15 protein-coding genes are annotated in these 18,551 nt (G+C 58.0%); 4 read left to right on the top strand and 11 right to left on the bottom strand.

The genetic code is table 11. The annotated features are described in order from the left end of the window. Positions 1-58: 58 nt before the first annotated feature. The 6 genes from addA to regB all read right to left on the bottom strand — a co-directional run bounded on the left by addA (position 59) and on the right by regB (position 11,262). Complete coding sequence (gene addA / locus ACYBHZ_RS04125; RefSeq protein WP_460272930.1) at positions 59-3,439, bottom strand: double-strand break repair helicase AddA; 3,381 nt, start codon at positions 3,437-3,439, stop codon at positions 59-61. Further along, positions 3,436-6,405 (bottom strand): double-strand break repair protein AddB, encoded by a 2,970-nt coding sequence (addB, locus tag ACYBHZ_RS04120; protein ID WP_460272929.1) that lies wholly within the window; start codon positions 6,403-6,405, stop codon positions 3,436-3,438. Before addB ends, addA begins: the two co-directional genes overlap by 4 nt. Beyond that, positions 6,405-7,028, bottom strand: coding sequence for a nucleotidyltransferase family protein (locus ACYBHZ_RS04115; protein ID WP_460272928.1), 624 nt, complete (start codon positions 7,026-7,028; stop codon positions 6,405-6,407). The genes addB and ACYBHZ_RS04115 overlap by 1 nt, the downstream gene beginning before the upstream one ends. A gap of 26 nt (positions 7,029-7,054) precedes the next feature. Then, the gene (locus ACYBHZ_RS04110; protein ID WP_460272927.1) at positions 7,055-8,089 is read right to left on the bottom strand and encodes an aminoglycoside phosphotransferase family protein; all 1,035 of its coding nucleotides are present in this window, start codon (positions 8,087-8,089) and stop codon (positions 7,055-7,057) included. A 74-nt stretch (positions 8,090-8,163) separates the two neighbouring features. Beyond that, positions 8,164-9,753 carry a PAS-domain containing protein gene (locus ACYBHZ_RS04105; RefSeq protein WP_460272926.1) on the bottom strand — a complete coding sequence of 530 codons (1,590 nt, stop codon included), beginning with the start codon at positions 9,751-9,753 and terminating at the stop codon, positions 8,164-8,166. Positions 9,754-9,831: 78 nt separating this feature from the next. Continuing rightward, entirely contained in the window at positions 9,832-11,262 is a 1,431-nt protein-coding gene (gene regB, locus ACYBHZ_RS04100) for a sensor histidine kinase RegB (RefSeq protein ID WP_460272925.1), read from the bottom strand. Positions 11,263-11,352: 90 nt separating this feature from the next. Between regB and ACYBHZ_RS04095 the strand changes: the two genes are divergently transcribed. Both ACYBHZ_RS04095 and ACYBHZ_RS04090 read left to right on the top strand, forming a co-directional pair. Then, a complete protein-coding gene (locus tag ACYBHZ_RS04095; RefSeq protein WP_460272924.1) occupies positions 11,353-11,982 on the top strand; it encodes an SCO family protein in 630 nt (209 codons plus the stop codon). Between the two features lie 88 nt (positions 11,983-12,070). Beyond that, positions 12,071-12,625: an ActR/PrrA/RegA family redox response regulator transcription factor gene (locus ACYBHZ_RS04090; RefSeq protein WP_460272923.1), complete on the top strand. Its 555-nt coding sequence runs from the start codon at positions 12,071-12,073 to the stop codon at positions 12,623-12,625. Positions 12,626-12,628: 3 nt separating this feature from the next. On the opposite strand, the gene ACYBHZ_RS04085 is transcribed toward ACYBHZ_RS04090, so the two are convergent. Together ACYBHZ_RS04085 and ACYBHZ_RS04080 are read right to left on the bottom strand one after the other, a co-directional pair. Continuing rightward, the gene (locus ACYBHZ_RS04085; protein ID WP_460272922.1) at positions 12,629-13,522 is read right to left on the bottom strand and encodes a LysR family transcriptional regulator; all 894 of its coding nucleotides are present in this window, start codon (positions 13,520-13,522) and stop codon (positions 12,629-12,631) included. Between the two features lie 303 nt (positions 13,523-13,825). Continuing rightward, a complete protein-coding gene (locus tag ACYBHZ_RS04080; protein ID WP_460272921.1) occupies positions 13,826-14,416 on the bottom strand; it encodes an HD domain-containing protein in 591 nt (196 codons plus the stop codon). Between the two features lie 190 nt (positions 14,417-14,606). On the opposite strand from ACYBHZ_RS04080, the gene ahcY reads away from it, so the two are divergent. Then, complete coding sequence (gene ahcY, locus ACYBHZ_RS04075; protein ID WP_460272920.1) at positions 14,607-15,995, top strand: adenosylhomocysteinase; 1,389 nt, start codon at positions 14,607-14,609, stop codon at positions 15,993-15,995. Positions 15,996-16,155: 160 nt separating this feature from the next. Then, positions 16,156-16,497 carry a DUF2853 family protein gene (locus ACYBHZ_RS04070; protein WP_460272919.1) on the top strand — a complete coding sequence of 114 codons (342 nt, stop codon included), beginning with the start codon at positions 16,156-16,158 and terminating at the stop codon, positions 16,495-16,497. Between the two features lie 295 nt (positions 16,498-16,792). On the opposite strand, the gene ACYBHZ_RS04065 is transcribed toward ACYBHZ_RS04070, so the two are convergent. The 3 genes from ACYBHZ_RS04065 to ACYBHZ_RS04055 are packed head-to-tail and all read right to left on the bottom strand — an operon-like array spanning position 16,793 to position 18,483. Then, complete coding sequence (locus ACYBHZ_RS04065) at positions 16,793-17,215, bottom strand: EVE domain-containing protein (protein WP_460272918.1); 423 nt, start codon at positions 17,213-17,215, stop codon at positions 16,793-16,795. Continuing rightward, complete coding sequence (locus tag ACYBHZ_RS04060) at positions 17,215-17,487, bottom strand: YciI family protein (protein ID WP_460272917.1); 273 nt, start codon at positions 17,485-17,487, stop codon at positions 17,215-17,217. Before ACYBHZ_RS04060 ends, ACYBHZ_RS04065 begins: the two co-directional genes overlap by 1 nt. Positions 17,488-17,490: 3 nt before the next feature. Next, positions 17,491-18,483, bottom strand: a complete 993-nt coding sequence (locus ACYBHZ_RS04055) for an NAD(P)H-dependent glycerol-3-phosphate dehydrogenase (protein WP_460272916.1) — start codon at positions 18,481-18,483, stop codon at positions 17,491-17,493. Positions 18,484-18,551 lie beyond the last annotated feature (68 nt).

The following is an 18,551-nucleotide window of genomic DNA, read 5'->3' as shown; positions in this document are numbered from 1 at the left end:
TGGGCTTCTCCTGAATGCTTAAACTTGAGAAAAAATCTATGTCTTGCCCCCCGCGGGGTCAAGATGTGGCGGTGCGCTGCAGGGCTTCCATCACGATATCGAGAGGCACAGGCTGGAGCGTCGCAGTCTTTGTCCACAAAAGCGCCACTTCGATTTCGCGACCCGGATAGATCTCCCCGATGGCCTCGGCATAGGCGCCAAGTTGGCGCAAAAGCCCCTCCGGAATGTCGCTCACGCGCTCCGGGACCACGGCGTTGGATTTGTAATCGACGATCTGGACACGGTCCGGCGTGACGATCAGCCGGTCGATGATGCCGTGAATGATCTGATCGCCCATCTTTCCGGTATAGGGCACCTCGGCCAGCGAATTTGGCCCGAAAATGTCCCACTCATAGCGGCCTTCCAGCACATGAATGGCTTCTTCCATCAACTCCGCAATTTCCGTATCGAGCGCCGCATCCTCTCCAGAGGAAAGAACAAACCGCGCGACCGTCTCGCGTTTGTCTGGCGCGATATCCGGCAGAACCTCGATCAATTGGTGCAACTGACTGCCGCGCCGCATCGCCGTTTCCTTGTCGAAAAGCCCATCTTCGCCGAGCAAGGCCTTTGCACCGCCAAGATCAGAGGGGGAAATGACAGAGGATTTTGCTGCCGGAGCCTTTGCTGAGCTGCGCGCCCAGTCGGGAAGCGCAAGCGTCAGCTTGACCTCGGGGCTTTCGCTTTTGTCCAAAGCGGGCCAATCCCCATGCGCGTAGCGCTGCCCAAGGCTTCCGGCCAATTCGCATGTCTGCGTCGGCAGAGAGGACAGCCCGCGTTTGACGAGTTCATACCATGTGTCCGGCTTTTCCTCGCCAGCCCCACAGACAACAAGCCATTTTTCCGCCCGCGTCATCGCCACATAAAGCAGGCGACGATCTTCCTCCAAATCGGCCTGTTTGAGCTGGGTTAGGGTCTGTTTGATCTGATCAGAGCGCTGATCTGCCGGCCCTTTCCAGACCAGTTGATCTTTCACGGGCTCAATAAATTCATCCCGCGGTTCGCGCAGGGCTTTGAGCGTGTCCGGAAGGATCACAATCGGCGCTTCAAGGCCTTTGGACCCGTGTGCCGTCATCACGCGAACGAGGTTGGAGTTTTCATCCAGCACGCGTTTGAGCTGAATATCCTGAGATTCCAGCCATGCGATGAAGCCCGTAAGACTGGGCGTTTCCGCCGCCTCATAGCTTCTCGCCTGATGCAGCAGGGCATCCAACCCGTCTTCAGCCTCTTTGCCGAGCCGGGCAATGAATTTGCGCCGACCATCATGGCGGATGAGCACACGTTCGATCAGATCGTAAGGCCGCAGAAAGTCCGAGACCTGTCGAAGGTCTTCGAGAATGGCGAAGGTCTCGGGCCATTCCGCGCGGCGCTCGTAAAGTTGCCGCCAAAGCGTGATCGTCGTCCGCCCATGCGCCAATTTATAGAGATCGCGCTCCGACCAATTGAACAGCGGCGATTTCAACACCTCCGCCAGCGCCAAATCGTCGTCCTGCAGGGACAGGAAAGCCAACAGAGACCGCATATCCTTTACGGCCATCTCATCGCCAAGTGTCATGCGGTCCGCGCCCGCGACCGGAATGCCAGCCGGGTGAGATTTCAGCGTTCTGAGCATACGCCCGAAAAGTTCCGAGCGGCTGCGCACGAGGATCATGATATCGCCCGGCTGCACTGCGCGGCCTTTGCCATCTTTGTCGGGAATTGAGCCGGATTCGAGAAGCTCTGCGACGAAATCCGCAACCCTCTGCGCGAGGCGGGCGTTGTGATGTTCGGGGCGGATGATGTCGATGGGATCTTCCCAGTTTTCATCCTCCTCATCGGCTTTTTCCGGCTCTTCCAGTGACCAAAGATCAACCCGTCCGGGGATGTCTTCGAAGAAGGCGATATGCTCCGGAATGCCGCCAACCCCCTCGCCGCCGCTGGCCGCAAAAACCGCGTCGGTCGCAGATAGGATCGCGGGCGATGAGCGGAAGGAATATTGCAGCGCGAGATCTTGAAGCGGCTGCCCCACGGCCTGAAGACGCTCGCCGAAATGCGCTTTCATTTTGTCAAACGCTTCCGGCGCTGCGCCTTGGAAAGAGTAGATCGATTGTTTGTGATCGCCCACGACGAAAATCGTGCGGGTCACATCGGCGCGGGCGCCCTCGCCCGCCGTAAATTCGCCCGCCAGAAGCTGCACAACACGCCATTGATCTGGGCTGGTGTCCTGCGCCTCGTCCACAAGGATATGGTCGATCCCGCCATCGAGCCGGTAGAGCACCCATTGCGACACGTTGGAAATCGACAACAAATCACGCGCCCGGCGGATCATGTCGTCAAAGTCGAGCAAGCCAAGCTGGGATTTGCGCTCAAGATAGGGCGGCAGAATGTTTTGCGCGAAGCGATGGAGCGCCAGCGTGCGTTTGGCATCGCGCAGGGCATAAAGACGCGGCCGCACCGCTTCTACGCGTTTCATCAAGGATTCAAGCCGATCAAAGGCACCGGGATGGGCATCAATAAGCTTGCGGGTCGGAAGGCTGGAATGCTGCGCGTAGAACTTCGATTGCAGCGGATTTTTCGATTTTTCCCCAGAGAGAAACTTGCCACAAAACTGCTCTACCAAATCCAAACTCGGCTCTAATCCAGCCCAAATCCGGAAAAAAGGTGCGACTTTCTGATCTGCGGCACTCGATCCTTCCATGAGTGCGGCGCAATCTGAAAGCACCTCTTTTTCACCACCGAGAAACACGTCAGAAAGCAGCTCTGCCTCTCCGTAGCCTTTCGGAAGATCGAACCAAGACCAAATTTCAGCAGGGCTTTTTTCCGGCAAGAAGCCTTCGCGTTTGGCGACGACCTTCATGGCGAGATCGGTGAGATCGAGATCGCTGACATAGAGGGCGACGGCGTCGATCACATCGCGACCGGAGCCGGAGGCCATGTCCTCCAGAATATCGACAATCATCCGGCGAGATTGCCGTTCGTCCATCTCTTTGAATTGCGGCGACACACCCGCTTCAAGCGGGAATCGTCTCAAAAGCGCACTACAAAAAGAGTGGATCGTCTGGATTTTCAAACCACCCGGCGTCTCAATCGCGCGGGCGAACAAGGTCCGCGCATGGCGCAGGATGTCGGAGTTCAACTCTTTTTCCGGTGCCAGCGCCCGTAGCTGTGAAATCAACTCCGGATCGGGCAGCATGGCCCAATCGCCGAGACGCTTGAACAGACGGTTCTGCATCTCCGCCGCGGCGGCTTTCGTATAGGTGAGACAGAGAATGTGCTGCGGCGGCGTGCCGTCGAGCAACAACCGCGCCACCCGGTCTGTGAGCACCTTGGTTTTCCCCGACCCGGCGTTGGCGGAGAGCCAGGTCGACATGTCGGGCGCGGCGGCCATGATCTGGCGGCGTGTGGCCTCGTTCATTTCGGTCATTCGAGGTCCTCCGGCACGGGCGTATCCGAAATGGACCACTCACCAAACCGCGCGAGATGTTCGAAATCGGTGCTATATTGCACGGTCTCCATCATACGCCGCGAGGTATAGCCAAGCTGCGGATCGTCATAGGCCTTGATCAACTCCTCCAACCGTTCGCGCACCTTTGCAATCTCATGCGGCTCCAACGGCAGAACGGTTTGTTTCAAAGCGGCGTTCAACCCAAGATAGGCCACCTCCGACACCCTGCCCTCCGGCAGCCCATCGAATTTTCCTGCCTCCAGCATCATGGCTTCCAGCAGGAGCTGAATGCTGAATTTCTTGGTCTGCTTCTCGCTCGGCGGCGAGCCGGATTTATAGTCATAGATGACGAACGTGTCGTCTTCTTTCCGGTCGATACGGTCGGCTTTGCAGGTCAGAGAAAAATCAACGTCCGACAGGTGCATCGCGCCTTTCGTCTCAACGCCGATGGGGCTGCCTTTGGCGAACCTGTCTTGCTCGTCGCGCACCAGCTGTTCCGCAATCCGCCGCACACGCCCAAGCCAGACCCGGCGCGCGGAGGGCCATGCAACCTCTTGTTCCAAAACGTCTTCCGCAATCATTTGGAACCGTGCGAGAGCGGCTTCGAAACTCTCCTCACCGATCTGTTTGAGGTAGGTTTCCATAATTGCGTGAAGCGCGGTGCCGCGCTCGCGGACATCCGGATCTCGTGACAGAGGGTCGAGCTTGCTCAGGCGCAAAATGCGGCTGGCGTAAATCTCGTAAGGATCGCGGATCAAGGTCTCGATGCGCGTGACGGAAAGCTGCCGGGGCCGGGCGTCCACGGGGGGACGCGGGCTCGGGCGACGTGCGGGCGACACGGTTTCGTCCGGCACATCGAGCGCTTCGGCCAAGGCCATCCATTCCGCTCCGCGATCCCGCATCGTTTGAAGCGCGCTGCGCCCTTCTTCCGACATCCCGGCCATCAGGTTCGTCAGGCGAATGAGCCAGCGAGACGGCACAGTCTCGGCTTCGGCATCCCGCTTTGCTCGGGTCAGAACGACCTCGGGCGCGCCGATGGCCTGTTGAAAATCATGGGCGGAGAGGCCGATGGATTGTTCCGGCGAGACAAGTCCGGCCTGCCGCCGCATGTCGCGGCTGAACCACGGATCTTGCCCGACAGATTGTGGCCAGATGGTTTCGTTGAGACCGGCGAGGATCACCTTATCGGCCTGCAAAGCGCGCGCCTCAAGCGTCCCCCAAACCATCACTTTCGGATGTTTCGGAGAAGGATCGCGCGCCATTGCACGTCCCAAAATCGCTCGGAACAGATCGGCGAATTCCTCGATGCTCAAAGTCCCGCCATACTCCGCTTCGCGCTGCAATCCTTCGACAACGCGCCGCGCTTCGCGGCCTGCATTCTGAGCCCAAAGCTCGCTGTCGTCCTCGCCCGTCGGCCCTTTAACCAGAGCCGAACTCAGCGCAACAAGCTGTTCGAGATGGTCCGAAAGCGGCCTTTCGGGCGCAACGAACATTTGCTCCTGCATATCCGACAGCCAGTGCGCCCAATGTTTGCGACCGTCCTTGTCAGCCTTATCTTTTCCGGACTCTACGGCCCATTTCATGAAATCTTCGCGTGTCGGAAAGGCCGGACCTTTGCGGCGCAGATGCACTTCCAATTCGCGCGTCCACAGGAGGTGGTAACCACGCCCCTCCTCTCCCTCGGAACCACGCGCGCAAAGCGGGTGTTTGAGCAGCACAAGGAAATCTTCTGCTGACAATGTGCGCCCCATGAAACCGACGATATGACGCAACAATCGGCCCGGCGGGGTTTGGTTGAGCGGGATACCGGCGCTGTCATCCGCGACGATGTCCCAGCGATCCAAAAGGGCCGAAACGCGCCGCGCCAAATCGCGGTCGGGCGTCACGAGGGCAACGGTTTTGTCCTGCTCCGCCGCTTCTCGCAGCATGAGCGCAATCGCATTGGTTTCGATGCGCATGTCCGGCGCTTCGACCAGCGTCATCGCCCCTGTCGCCTGTGCCACATTCTCGAATTTCGGGCCCTCTTCCATCCATTGATCGGTCACGGGAGCCGGACGCAAAGCGAGGGAAATGAGCTTGTTTCGGGTCGCATTTGCAGGTGGTGTCGTGTCCCAGACGGGAATTTTTCCAGGGTGCATGCCAAGCCGTTCGGCCATGCGCGCGGTGCGTTCTTGCGGATGCTCTTCCGCCGCGCGTTCCTCGTTGCGAATTTGCGACCAAACCGACGTGGGCATTTCGAAATCGACGCCGGGAAGAATAACGGCACCGTTCGGCAAAGACGCGACAAGGGACATGAAACGCGCGGTGGTGCCGCGCGAACCTGTTGAACCGGCCACAAGGATCGGATGATCCGGCGGCGTTGCGCGCCATTGCGCCTCAAGCCGGTCAACCACCAACCTCAATCGATCTTCCAATCCGGGATCGCGGGCGGCTTCGGGGCCGAAAAAGTCGAAAATGATCGACAGGAATTGCAGCGATTTTTGCCAATGCCCGGAGGAATCCTGAACCTTGAGGCCACGAATGTCGTCGGGATGGACGGCTTCGTCCTGCATCTCTGACAAAAGCTGCGCGAGACTGTCGGCGAGATCGAACACGGAGGCGCGGGTCGCGAATTTTGGTTCTTGCCGGAGGAAGTGGGCGACGAGTTGGGACAGTTCCAGACGTCGGCGCAGGCTGCTGACGGGGATGGGCAGATCCATGAAAGCATGATCGGTGCCCAATTCGGACAAAAGACGTATTTTGGGCAGGAATCGGGTCGATCCATCATCGAAGGCCGCCTGAATATCCTTGCGCATGCGCGAGGTGTTTACGAAGATTTCGGTGCGGGCCAAAACCTCTGGCGGCTGGTCATTTAGCCGCGCCAAAAGGCCGGTCTTCACCGCAAGTGGATAGTTCGCGCCGCAGGCTACACCAAAGAGACCTGGCTTTCCCTCGTCGCTGAACATCACTTTCCTTTCAAAATTTCTTCGGCGATCGCAATACCGTCCGGATGGCCGACATCGCACCAATGCCCCTCATATTCCACACCGTAAATGCGGCCGGCTGCGAAAAGTTTTTCCCAAACGAGGTTTAGGGAAAAATGTGACTGCTCGACCTTCGCGACAGGATCAGTCTTCAAAATCTGAACGCCCGTGTAAACGGTCTCGGTGCCGCGTTTCAGTTGGCCGCTTTCAGAGATATCGAAATCTCCGCGGCCCAGATGACCATGCGCCCGCGTTTTCGGGACCACGAGCAACAGCGCATCCATCTTGTCCGGCTGCCAATGCGCCGCGAGAACATCTGCCGCGCGCGGACCTTTCCAGACGGCATCGGTGTTCATCGTGAAAATCGCATCTTCTTTGAAAAGAGGCAGCGCGTTTTTCAAACCGCCTCCGGTCTCCAGAAGATCGTTCTCAAAGATCGTTTCGACGCCCACAGATGTCAGGTGCTGTTCAAGCTTTTCCGGCAGGTAATGCAGGTTCGCGACGCGGTGTTCGATCCCTTCGAGCTGTTCAATCGCGTGATCCACAAGCGGTCGCCCCGCCACTTCGATCAAGGGCTTGGGGCGGTCTATGGTGAGCTCTTTCATGCGGGTGCCACGCCCCGCGCAAAAGATCATTGCAGAGTTGGGATGGTGCCGCATTTCGCTTTCAGTGTTTTGAGGGCGTTTTCGTCGGGTTCAGGGAGGGCCGCGCGAAGGACTTTCGCGAGCTCCGCGAGGTCGGGATGATTGAGATCGTTTTGCAGATGCTGCCAGACGCGGGGGATGAGATCGACGTAATGAGGGCGGCCGAAATGGAGGGACATGCGGCCAAACACCATGAGGATTCGCAGGTTACGCTGCACGGAACAAATGGCGGCTTGTCGCATAAAATCGATCCGATTCAGGCCGAATCCGACGCTAAACCGATCCAAACAGCGGGTTTGAATGTCGGGAGGAACATCGCGGCGGGCATCTGTCGTGAGGGAGATCAGATCATAGGCCGGATGGCCCAGCATGGCGTCCTGAAAATCGAGGAGGCCAACCCGTGCAGCGCCCGAGCGCTCCGGCAGCCACAGCAGGTTCTGTGCGTGATAATCGCGCAAAATGGTCACCCGACCGGGGCCGAGATCGTCGATCAGGGGCGCAAGGGCCGAAGCCGTCGCCGCACGTTCGGCGGAAAGATCGCGCCCAAGGATCGGTTCGGCGTACCAGCGGAAACAAGAGAGGGCGAGCTCGCTCATTTGGGCGCTGTAATCCGAGAGACCCGTCATGGGAGGTGCGGAACAAATGTCGATCAGCACATCGACCGCAGCATCATAGAGCGCGGGTTCCATCTCCGGTGTACGGGCGCAGACTTGGTCATAGAGGTCTTCGCCAAAATCTTCGAGGATCAGAAAGCCTTGCTCCTCATCCGCATCAAAAATCTCGGGCGCTGAAAGGCCGAGACCCCGCAAATAGTCAGCAACTTTGAGGAAGGGCCGGACATCTTCGCCCGCTTCTGGCGGGGCATCCATCAGAATGGCCTGTTGCCCGGAAACCGGATCAATCAGCCGATGATAACGACGACGGGAGGCATCTCCGGCCAATGCGATTGTACGGGCGGTGGCCCAGTCGCTGTTTTGCAAAAACGTATCTAGACAGTCTTTGCGATCAGTGGATGTGGTCACGGGAGGGAGCCTTTTGCGTCTGACGTGTGTCGTCCGACTTTAGGCTTCGCACCGTTGGAGACAAGGGCTTGCCGTCACATCCCGATGAAATGCTTTTCTTCGATCTTGGATCGCACGGCCGGGCGCAATGCGCTGGCGCGAGACTCTGGTGTAAATCCGACGAGGGTTTGGCCTGAGGCCAAGGGCACAAAACGGCATTTTAGGCGGCGGCCATCCCAGAGGCGGGTTTGTCCGGTCCAGTTCGTGCGATCGCCGGGTTGGGTCGCAAAGTCGCGAAATTCCCGCCAAAGCGAAGAGGGGGCGCATTTGGCGTGCCAGATGCGCGTGGCATCGGTAAGGCTTGTTTCCGAGAGGCCTTCCATTTGCTCATGCCCCCAGAGGGTTGTGTAGGTGGAATTGGCCATGACGAGCATGCCTTCGCCGGAAAACACGGCGATGGCTTCGGGCAGACTGTCGATCACGGCCTGCGCGGTTTCGATTTCCGCGCGGAACCGGCGGGTGAGCGACATTTCGGCTGAAATATCCTCGAACAGAAAGGCGATGGCACCGTCGGGATGGGGCCGCCCGGAAATGCGGTAGGTCAGGCCACTGGGCAGGGTCCAGACTTCCTCGTAAGTGCCGTCTTCGGCAGCGGTTTCAAGCGCGGTCATTTCCTGTCGCCAGGATTTGTAATCCTTGGGTTCCGGCATCATCTGATTGTCCCGCAAACGATCAAGGAACGAGGTGAGCGCGGGTCGGGTGATCAGGAAATCCGGGGGCAAAGAGGTCAGGTCCGTCAACGCAGGATTAAAGAGCGCAAGGCGACGTTTGCGGTCGAACACGGCGAGGCCGATGGTCAGATGAGAAAAGGTTTTCGTGAGCGTTTGCGTGAATTCACGCAGCGATTCCTCTGCCTTCACCGTCCGATCCGCAGATGCTGCGGTGTAGAGCGTGTCATTGCCGAGTTTGAAACGGTTCACGTCGAACCAAAGACGTTGCCCCGTTTTGTCATTCAGACTGAGACGGCGGATTTCGTTCGGCCCCGCCTGTGCCAGTAGCTGGGTGTCGAAGAGGGCGGCGGGTGGCCAGCTCGTATGTTCATCCTGCTCAGAGAGGGTCTCGGACAGCGCGATATAGGCGCTGTTGGCCCAGCTGATTGCGCCGTTTTCAAGCTCGCGCCACACAAGGAACGGGATGTTTTCCGTCGTCGAGCGCAGGGTGTCCAGCTCCTGTTCCATCGCCATGAGAGAATGACGATCCATTTCGATATGGGCCTGCTCGGTTTCGCGGTCAAACAGGGTGATGCGCGCCAGACCGTTGCGCCATTCGCATTTGAGAACGGCTCTGCCATCGCGGGATTCAATCGCGATGCTCTCTCGTTCCGCCAGATGGGAGACTTCCTGCTGCATGTCCGGGAATTTCGAAATCATGATCGAGAGAAGCCGAGACCAATCGGACCCGACCTCTGCGGCGGTCGCGAGAACGCTTTTGGCCGCGGGCGTTGCGTTCACCAGTTTCTCGTCGTCGAACAAGAACACGATGTCATGGTCCTGCGAGGCGAGCGCGATCGTATCGATGCGTTCCTTGCGCGCCGCAAGCCATGACAGGGCGTAAAGCGCGAGGAAGGCGACCGAGAGACTTCCCGCGATCAAAGAGACAAAGGTGAACAGGCTATTCGGCGACATGTGATTCCCATCTTGCGCTGCGCATTCGAGATGTCGCCAGTTTGCGCAAGGATGGTTAACGCATAGTTAAGTCAACGGTCAGGGCATCAGCGGGATGTTGTCACCGAGCGCTTTGTTCTGTTCGCCTTCGGGAACGCTGATCAGCTCTCTTTGCCAATTCAATTCGACAATCGCGCCGGAGCGCCGACCGGCATGAAGGTGCAGATCATGCGGCGCAGAGCCGTTCGCAAAGGTGATCTCCGCCCCGGTGCGTTCCAGCAGGGTTTTGGCAATAAAGAGCCCGAGCCCCATGCCCTTGTAACCGGGACGCTTATCCAACTCCCGGTCGCTTCCTCTGTCGCCCCCCCGATCACTCCCGCGATCACCACGCCGCCCATGCATGAAAGGATCCCCGATCCGCCCGATGACGGAGCTGGGGAAACCGGCGCCATCATCGATGATGCGCAGTTGAATATCGGAGGCGCTCCACGTCACGTCGATCCACACCGTGGTTTCGCAAAAATCCACGGCGTTCTGGATCAGGTTTCGCAGCCCATGGATGATCTCAGGGCGTCTGTAGACAAAGGGCTGCGCGGAGCCGTCCTCGGCGCCAAGCACTTCGAGTTTCACGGTTTTCCCACGGGTCATATGGGGCTGACCGGCTTCCTCGACGACGGCCTGAAGCGGCGCGAACCGCATGTGAAGATCGTCTTTGGCCACCTGCCCCATCGACTGAAGAATATCGCGGCACCGATCCGCCTGTTCGTTGATCAGGAGGGCGTCATCGCGGAGATTTTCGTTCTCCTTCAGATCATCGAGCAGTTCGCTCGACACCAGTTTGATCGTGGCCAGAGGCGTTCCAAGCTCATGGGCGGCAGCGGCGACGACACCGCCGATGTCCGTCAGCTTTTGTTCACGGGTCAGGGCCATTTGGGTCGCCAGAAGCGCTTCGGACATGGAGTGAATCTCGGAGGCGACTTTCCAAGAGAACACGCCGAGAAACACGACGCCGATGACGATCCCGGCCCAAGTGCCAAAGAGGAACATATCGGGCATCGTGAGGATTTGCTCCTCCTGCGTTTGCAGCGGCACGTAGTAGAGCGCGAGGACGCTGACCAAGGCGATGGCTGCCGCACCGATGAGGATCGAGGATTTGGGACGCAGCGCCGAAGCGGAGATGGACACCGGGGCGAGGATGAGCATCGAAAACGGGTTGTTCAAACCGCCCGCGAAATACAACAGGGCCGAGAGTTGCAGGATATCGAACAGCAGCATCAACGTCGCGCCGCGTTCGCTCAGGCGCGTGTTCTCCGGGTAAATGAAACTCGAAATGACGTTCAGGATGATCGAGGCCCCGATCGCCATGGCAAAGGCGCCATATTCAAAGCGCAGGTTCAAAATGAGTTCTGCGATGAGAATTGTGCCGATTTGTCCCGCAATCGCGATCCAACGCACCGCGACCAAAGTGCGCAGCCGGACCCAGTCAGACCGTCTCTCCCCCGTGAGGAAGCCATTTCCATTTTCAATCATTGACGTGAAATTACCCTGATGCGTCATTAAATCCCTTGTTAGTACCTGCGTTTGCCCCGATCAATGCGCAGCAACGAGAGGAGAATTAAGATGTCCACGAAATCTATCGCCATTGCGGCTGTCGCCGTCGTTGCAATCGGGGTTGGGGCGACCGTTTGGTATGCGACCCGCCCGGCAGAGGAGGACGCTTTTGCGCAATGCCGCGAGTCCGCAGTGAGCGGCGGTGCCGCCGCAATCGGCGGGCCGTTCGAGCTTGTGAACGAAGATGGCGTCACGGTGACCGATCAGGATGTCTTTACCAAACCGACGATCCTCTATTTCGGTTATACCTTCTGCCCGGATGTCTGCCCGCTCGACAATATGCGCAACGCGGATGCTCTGCGCATTCTCGATGAGCGCGGATATGACGCGCAGGCTGCGTTTATCTCGATTGATCCGGAACGCGACACGCCCGAAGTGGTCAAGGAATTCACCAGCCTTTTTCATGACAACATGATCGGTCTGACGGGCACGCCGGAACAGGTCAAAGCGGCCTCCATGGCCTACAAGACCTATTACAAGAAACAGGAAGATGGCGATCCGGAGTATTATCTGGTCGATCACTCCACCTTTGCCTATCTGGTTTTCCCTGAGATTGGCTTCGTTGATTTCTTCAAACGCGACGTCACTCCGGAACAAATGGCGGATCGGGTGGCCTGTTTTATGGATGCCGCAGGGTAAAAGTAGAGTAAAAATTGACCCTCCCTTAGAGGCGTTCTAAAACTAGACCGATTTCATAAGAAAAATGCCGATGGCAGGAGGGTCCGATATGGACGCGGACGAGAAACTGGAACTGGGCGAGGACAAGTCGCTTCTCTTGGTCGATGATGACGAAGCGTTCCTGCGCCGTCTCGCGCGCGCCATGGAAAAACGTGGCTTTGAGGTCGAAATGGCTGGTTCCGTCACCGCCGGGAAAGCCATCGCGACGGCCCGCCCGCCGGCCTATGCCGTGGTTGATCTGCGTCTCGAAGATGGCAGCGGTCTGGATGTGGTCGAACTTCTGCGAGAAAAGCGCCCGGACAGCCGCATCGTCGTTCTGACAGGCTATGGTGCGATTGCGACGGCTGTGGCTGCGGTGAAAATCGGCGCGACGGATTACCTGTCCAAACCTGCGGATGCCAATGACATTGTGCACGCCCTTCTGGCCACTGGCGACGAGCTTCCACCGCCGCCGGAAAACCCGATGTCGGCGGATCGTGTACGTTGGGAACATATCCAGCGCGTTTACGAGCTCTGCGATCGCAACGTGTCGGAAACGGCGCGACGTCTGAACATGCACCGCCGCACGTTGCAGCGCATTCTGGCGAAACGCTCGCCGCGCTGATCGTTACCGCGCCTCGGGGGCCAGCGTCTTGAGCCAGTCGATGAACAGACGGGTCGAGGCGCGCTCAACCCCTTTGGGGGTTGCGGCAAAATAGGTGAATTCTTGCGAGAAATCATAAGGCAAACGGACCAGAGCGCCGTTTGTCAGATCGTCGCTGACCGCGATTTCGGAGACGAATGTCATCCCGACACCGCGCACAACGGCCTGAACGCTTTCCGACTGACCTTCGATGAAAATCGCGGAGACCTTCTCGCCATCGACCCCGCATTGCCGCATCAGGGCGAGATCATCGGGGTGATCCTGTGATCTGATCCACGGCATGGATTGCAGCGGCAGGGCATTCACATCACCACCGTGCTTTTCAATGAGGATCGGGCTGGCGACAAGAATGACGCGTGTGGTCCAGAGCGGCTCAACATCGACACCGGGCCAGTTGCCGCTGCCGGTCCGAATGCCGAGATCGAATTGCCGACGTTTCAAATCATCCACCGAGCCCGAAGGCGTCAGAGAGACCGGAATTTCCGGGTGATCGTCCCAGAACTGCCCAAGCCGGGGAATGATGAAAGCGTAGGAGAGCGCAGGGGTGCAGGTGACCCGAAGCCCGCGCGATCTTGGCCCATTGCGGGCGCGCGTTATGCCTTCGGAAATCGTGGAAAACCCTTCGGACAGCGTGTCCGCCAATTGCCGTCCCGCATCCGTGAGCGCCATCCCCCTGCCCTCGCGCTGCAACAAGGTCAGGCCAAGATCCTTTTCAAGCGCCCGCACCTGTTGGGTGATCGCCGCATGGGTGACGTTCAAAGCACGGCCTGCGGCGGTGAAGGAGCCGAGACGGGCCGTCGCCTCAAAGGCGCGGAGCGTCGAAAGGGAGGGCATATGGCGCCAGTCGATATCGATCATATGTAAGTTCTACTTACAATTTGAAAAAATCCCTGAGTGGAATGTGTTCACTATAATTAATAGATGAAGCGCATGTCGAGCTTTTCGGGAGTAACACCATGTTACAGATAATCGCAAACGAGATGATGCGCGGGCCGGATATGACCTCCCCGGAGGTGCAGCATCGCCGCGAGATTCTGGCGCGCCGTCGGGAGAGCCGGCGGGAGACAGGCAATTCCACCCGCGCCGCATGGGTTCAAAAGCTTCTGGCTTTTCCCGGAAAGCTCGGCCTTTTTTCCGCCGACCACGTGGCGCCTCGCAAGATTAAAGCGCAGCCATCAACTCCGCATGCCGCTGTGTGAAGGCGTTGCGCGTCTCGACCGGCGGGCGCAGTTGGATGCGCAGATCGCGGATGAGATCGGGATTCATACGGCCAAAGAGTTTGTTGCTTTCCGCTTCTGAGAAACCGGCAATCTGAGTGGCTTCCAACCAGGCGGACACCTTGTCCGCCTTTTTGATTTTCTTCTTGATCGTCACCGGAATTTTCGCGGGCAGGCCAAAGCGAATATGGATCGCGGCGGTCAGCCGTTCGTCCAAATCCCCGTAATCGGGCCCGATGGCCGCCTTCACCGGCGAAATCATGTCACCGATCACATATTCCGGTGCGTCATGCAAAAGCGCGGCCAGTTGCCATTTCACAGGCTCTTTTGGGTAGAGACGGCGAAAAATCTCTTCGACCAGAACGGAATGCTCGGCAACGGAATAGGCGAAATCGCCGTGTGTCTGACCGTTCCAGCGCGCCACAAAGGCGAGACCATGCGCGATGTCTTCAATCTCGATATCCATCGGGGTCGGATCCAGAAGATCAAGCCTGCGTCCCGACAGCATCCTTTGCCAAGCTCGTGATTGCGCCATGTCACCCTCTTTGTGCTTTCCGTCTAGGTAGCCCTGCACGGGAAAGGTTTCCATGGTTTTCCATCGCACCATCTCATTTGGGCCAGTATGCGCGCGTGGCTTTAACCTTAAATCAACGGCTCTGCGTTGTAAGGAGAGGTTGAAGCTGGTAACCAGCGCTTAAATTGATCATCGCAAGCAGGAGCCGAACATGGGCACCGACTATATCGTCAAAGATATCTCTCTCGCTGAGTTCGGACGCAAAGAACTCGATATTGCGGAAACCGAAATGCCCGGCCTGATGGCCCTGCGTGAGGAATATGGCGAGAGCAAGCCTCTCAAAGGCGCGCGGATTGTCGGCTCTTTGCACATGACGATCCAAACCGCTGTGCTGATTGAGACGCTTGTCGCACTCGGCGCGGATGTGCGCTGGGCGTCCTGCAACATCTTCTCGACCCAAGATCACGCGGCTGCGGCCATCGCGGCGGCGGGCGTTCCGGTCTTTGCCATTAAGGGGCAAAGCCTTGAAGAACATTGGGATTATCTCGACAAATCCTTCCAGTTCGCCGATGGCCCGAACATGATCCTCGACGATGGCGGCGATGCGACGCTCTATGTTCTGCTCGGCGCGCGTGCCGAAGCGGGCGAGGATGTGATCGCTGTGCCGACCTCTGAAGAAGAGGCGGTGATCAAGGCGCAGATCAAGAAACGCATGGCGGAGACCCCCGGTTGGTTCACCAAGATGCGCGACCAAATCAAAGGGGTCTCTGAGGAAACCACCACCGGCGTGCACCGCCTGTACGATCTGGTGAAGAAAGGCCTCCTGCCCTTCCCGGCGATCAACGTGAACGACTCGGTCACCAAATCGAAGTTCGACAACAAATACGGCTGTAAAGAGAGCCTCGTGGACGGTATCCGCCGCGCGACGGACGTTATGATGGCGGGCAAAGTGGCCGTCGTTTGTGGTTATGGTGATGTGGGCAAAGGCTCCGCGGCCTCGCTGCGCGGCGCTGGCGCGCGTGTGAAAGTGACCGAAGTCGATCCGATCTGTGCGCTTCAGGCTGCGATGGACGGGTTCGAAGTGGTTCTGCTGGAAGATGTCGTGAAAGACGCGGATATCTTCATCACCACCACCGGCAACAAGGATGTGGTCCGCATCGAGCATATGCGCGAGATGAAGAACATGGCCATCGTCGGCAACATCGGCCACTTCGACAATGAAATTCAGGTCGCTGCGCTGAAAAACCACAAATGGACCAACATCAAGGATCAGGTCGATATGATCGAGATGCCCTCGGGCAACAAGATCATCCTTCTCTCCGAAGGCCGTCTTCTGAACCTCGGCAACGCGACGGGTCACCCGTCCTTCGTGATGTCCGCGTCCTTCACCAACCAGGTGCTGGCTCAGATGGAGCTTTGGACCAATGGCGACAGCTACGACAACGACGTCTATATCCTGCCGAAACACCTCGACGAGAAAGTGGCGCGTCTGCACCTTGCGCGGATCGGCGTGAAGCTCAGCCAACTGTCGAAAGAGCAAGCGGATTACATCGGCGTGACCCAAGAAGGTCCGTTTAAGCCGGAACACTATCGCTACTGATCCGGTACTTTCCGAATTGGGGCCCTCTCGCGATCTCGTGAGGGGGCCTTTTTCATGAAAATTTCCCTTTGTATTGGCCGGGCTAGCCACTACGCTCCCTCTTGAGCCTTCATTGGCTTGTTTTATCAGCCTTAAACTCTTTCATGGTGGGAGAATAAACATGGGAAAACGTGACGACCTGATCGCGAAATATGCCGAAGATCTTAAGTCCAAATGCGGTATCGAGCCGGATATGGATCTTTTGACGAAAGTGACCATCGGCTGTGGTCCGGCGATCTACAATGACGATGCCTCCACCGTTGCTGCTTCGCAAGAAAGCGAGCTTGAGACCGTCAAGACCAACTTCCTCATCAAGAAACTCGGCCTCGCCGATGGCCCGGAACTGATGGATGCGATCAACGCGGCGATCGAAACCTATGGGCAGTCCGAGCGTAACAAATACCGCGCCGTGTTCTACTACCTCTTGGTTAAGCATTTTGGAAAAGAAGCCATTTACGGCTGATATTTCAAAACATTAAGAAAACGCCGCCTCCAGTTTCGGGGCGGCTTTTTCATGTCTGACGCTTGCGTGTGTTAAGCAAGAGTTTCGAAATTCGGCGCAACTCTAAACACTTCGGATTTGCAGGGAATCGGCAAATTCCCTAGGTTGAAAACACGGACCAGGATGGCCCGAACCCTTTCAAATTCGAACACGTGTGGTGCTAGGGAGCACGTGGGGTGGTGGAGGGTTCCGGGGGTCGGAACCCTCCTTTTTCATGACATCGCGTTTATGACATCACGCTCATGACATCGCAGGCTTACGATGGATCGGTTTCACCGAGTTCGCAGACAATCTTCCATTCTTCGTCCGTGACCGGCTGAACCGAAAGACGGCTGTTGTTCACCAACACCATATCCTTGAGACGCGGATCTTCTTTGCACATGGCCAGCGTCACCGGTTTGGTGAACGGGCGCACGGCCTTGATGTCCACGCATTCCCAGCGAAGATCATCCGCCTTGCTGTCCGGATGCGCTTCGGCACAGACTTCGACGATCCCGACGATCTCCGTTTCCTTGCGCGAATGATAAAAGAACCCGCGCTCACCAAGCTTCATGGCGCGCATGTTGTTGCGCGCTTGGTAGTTGCGCACGCCGTCCCATTCCTCGCCAACCTCGCCTTTCGCGACCTGTTGATCCCAGGACCAGACTTCCGCTTCGGATTTAAAAAGCCAGTGTGCCATCAGCCAATCACCTGTTTCCATGCTTCGATACGGACATCGGAGAAGAGCCCTGCCTTGGCGTAAGGATCATTTGCAGCCCAGTCTTCTGCGGCGGCGCGGTCTTCGACCTCGATGATCACGAGGGAGCCACACATGTTGCCGTCTGCATCAAGAAACGGACCCGCGCGTTCGACCACGCCACAGGTTTTCAGGTATTCGACATGATCCGGGCGGGTGTCGAGGCGGATTTGAAGCCCGCCGGGTTTGTCGGTGGAAATGACCGCGTATTTCATGGATTACTCCCTTTTCAATGGGCGGGCGAGCAGGATTTCCGCCGCCTCGGATATGGAAATCTGGCCGTTCAGTATTTGCGTCACAGCCGTCGTGATTGGCATATCAATCCCGAGCCCCTGAGACAAATGCGCAACCGCTTTCGCCGTTGCGACACCTTCGACCGTTACGTTCGGGTCGATGGTCGCGCCGGAGCCGAGTTTGATGCCATGTGAATAGTTGCGGGATTTCTCAGAGGTACAGGTCAGCACGAGATCGCCGAAACCAGACAGCCCCGAAAGCGTCGCCGGGTCCGCGCCGAGGCGAAGCGCGAGACGCTGCATCTCCGCAAAACCGCGGGTCATCAGGGCCGCACGGGCGCTTTCGCCAAGCCCTGCCCCGATGGCGAGGCCACAGGCGATGGCGATGACATTCTTGAGCGCCCCGCCAAATTCGACGCCGAGCGGATCGAGGCTTGAATAGAGGCGGATGTTATCCGTGGTGAGCAGGGCTTGCAGACGGTCCACAGTGTCTTGCAGACGCCCGGCCAGCGTGAGCGCTGTGGGCAATCCGTCGGCGATATCGACCGCAAACGACGGTCCGGAGAGGATGGCGATCTCGGCCTCCGGGACGATTTCTTCGAGCACGGCCAAAGGTCCGCGCTCGGATTTCAGATCGACACCCTTGCAACAGCAAACAAGCGTTTTGCGCTGGATTAGAGCCTTATTTGTCTCACAAAACCCGGCGAGTTGCTGCATCGGAACCGCTAGCAAGAGCACGGAGGCTTCACAAGCTTGTTCCAGATCGGATGTCGCTGTGAGGCTGTCGGGCAAGGATTTTCCGGGGAGACGCGATGCATTCTCACGGCGCGCTTGCATGGCCTCGGCGCCCTCAGGCGACCGCGCCCAAAGGGTGATCTTGCGGTCTGAGCGCGCCAGAGAAATGGCAAGCGCCGTTCCGAAAGCACCTGCGCCGAGGACGGAAATCTCATTCACGACCTGTCTCTCCCTTTGGCTCATCCGTCTGCACGATTGTTTAACCGTCCTTTGGGAGGTATCACCGAGAGAGAGACCAGACAATCCCGAGA

Source organism: Celeribacter sp. ULVN23_4 (genome assembly GCF_054788345.1).
This window is presented reverse-complemented; position numbering and strand designations above follow the sequence as displayed.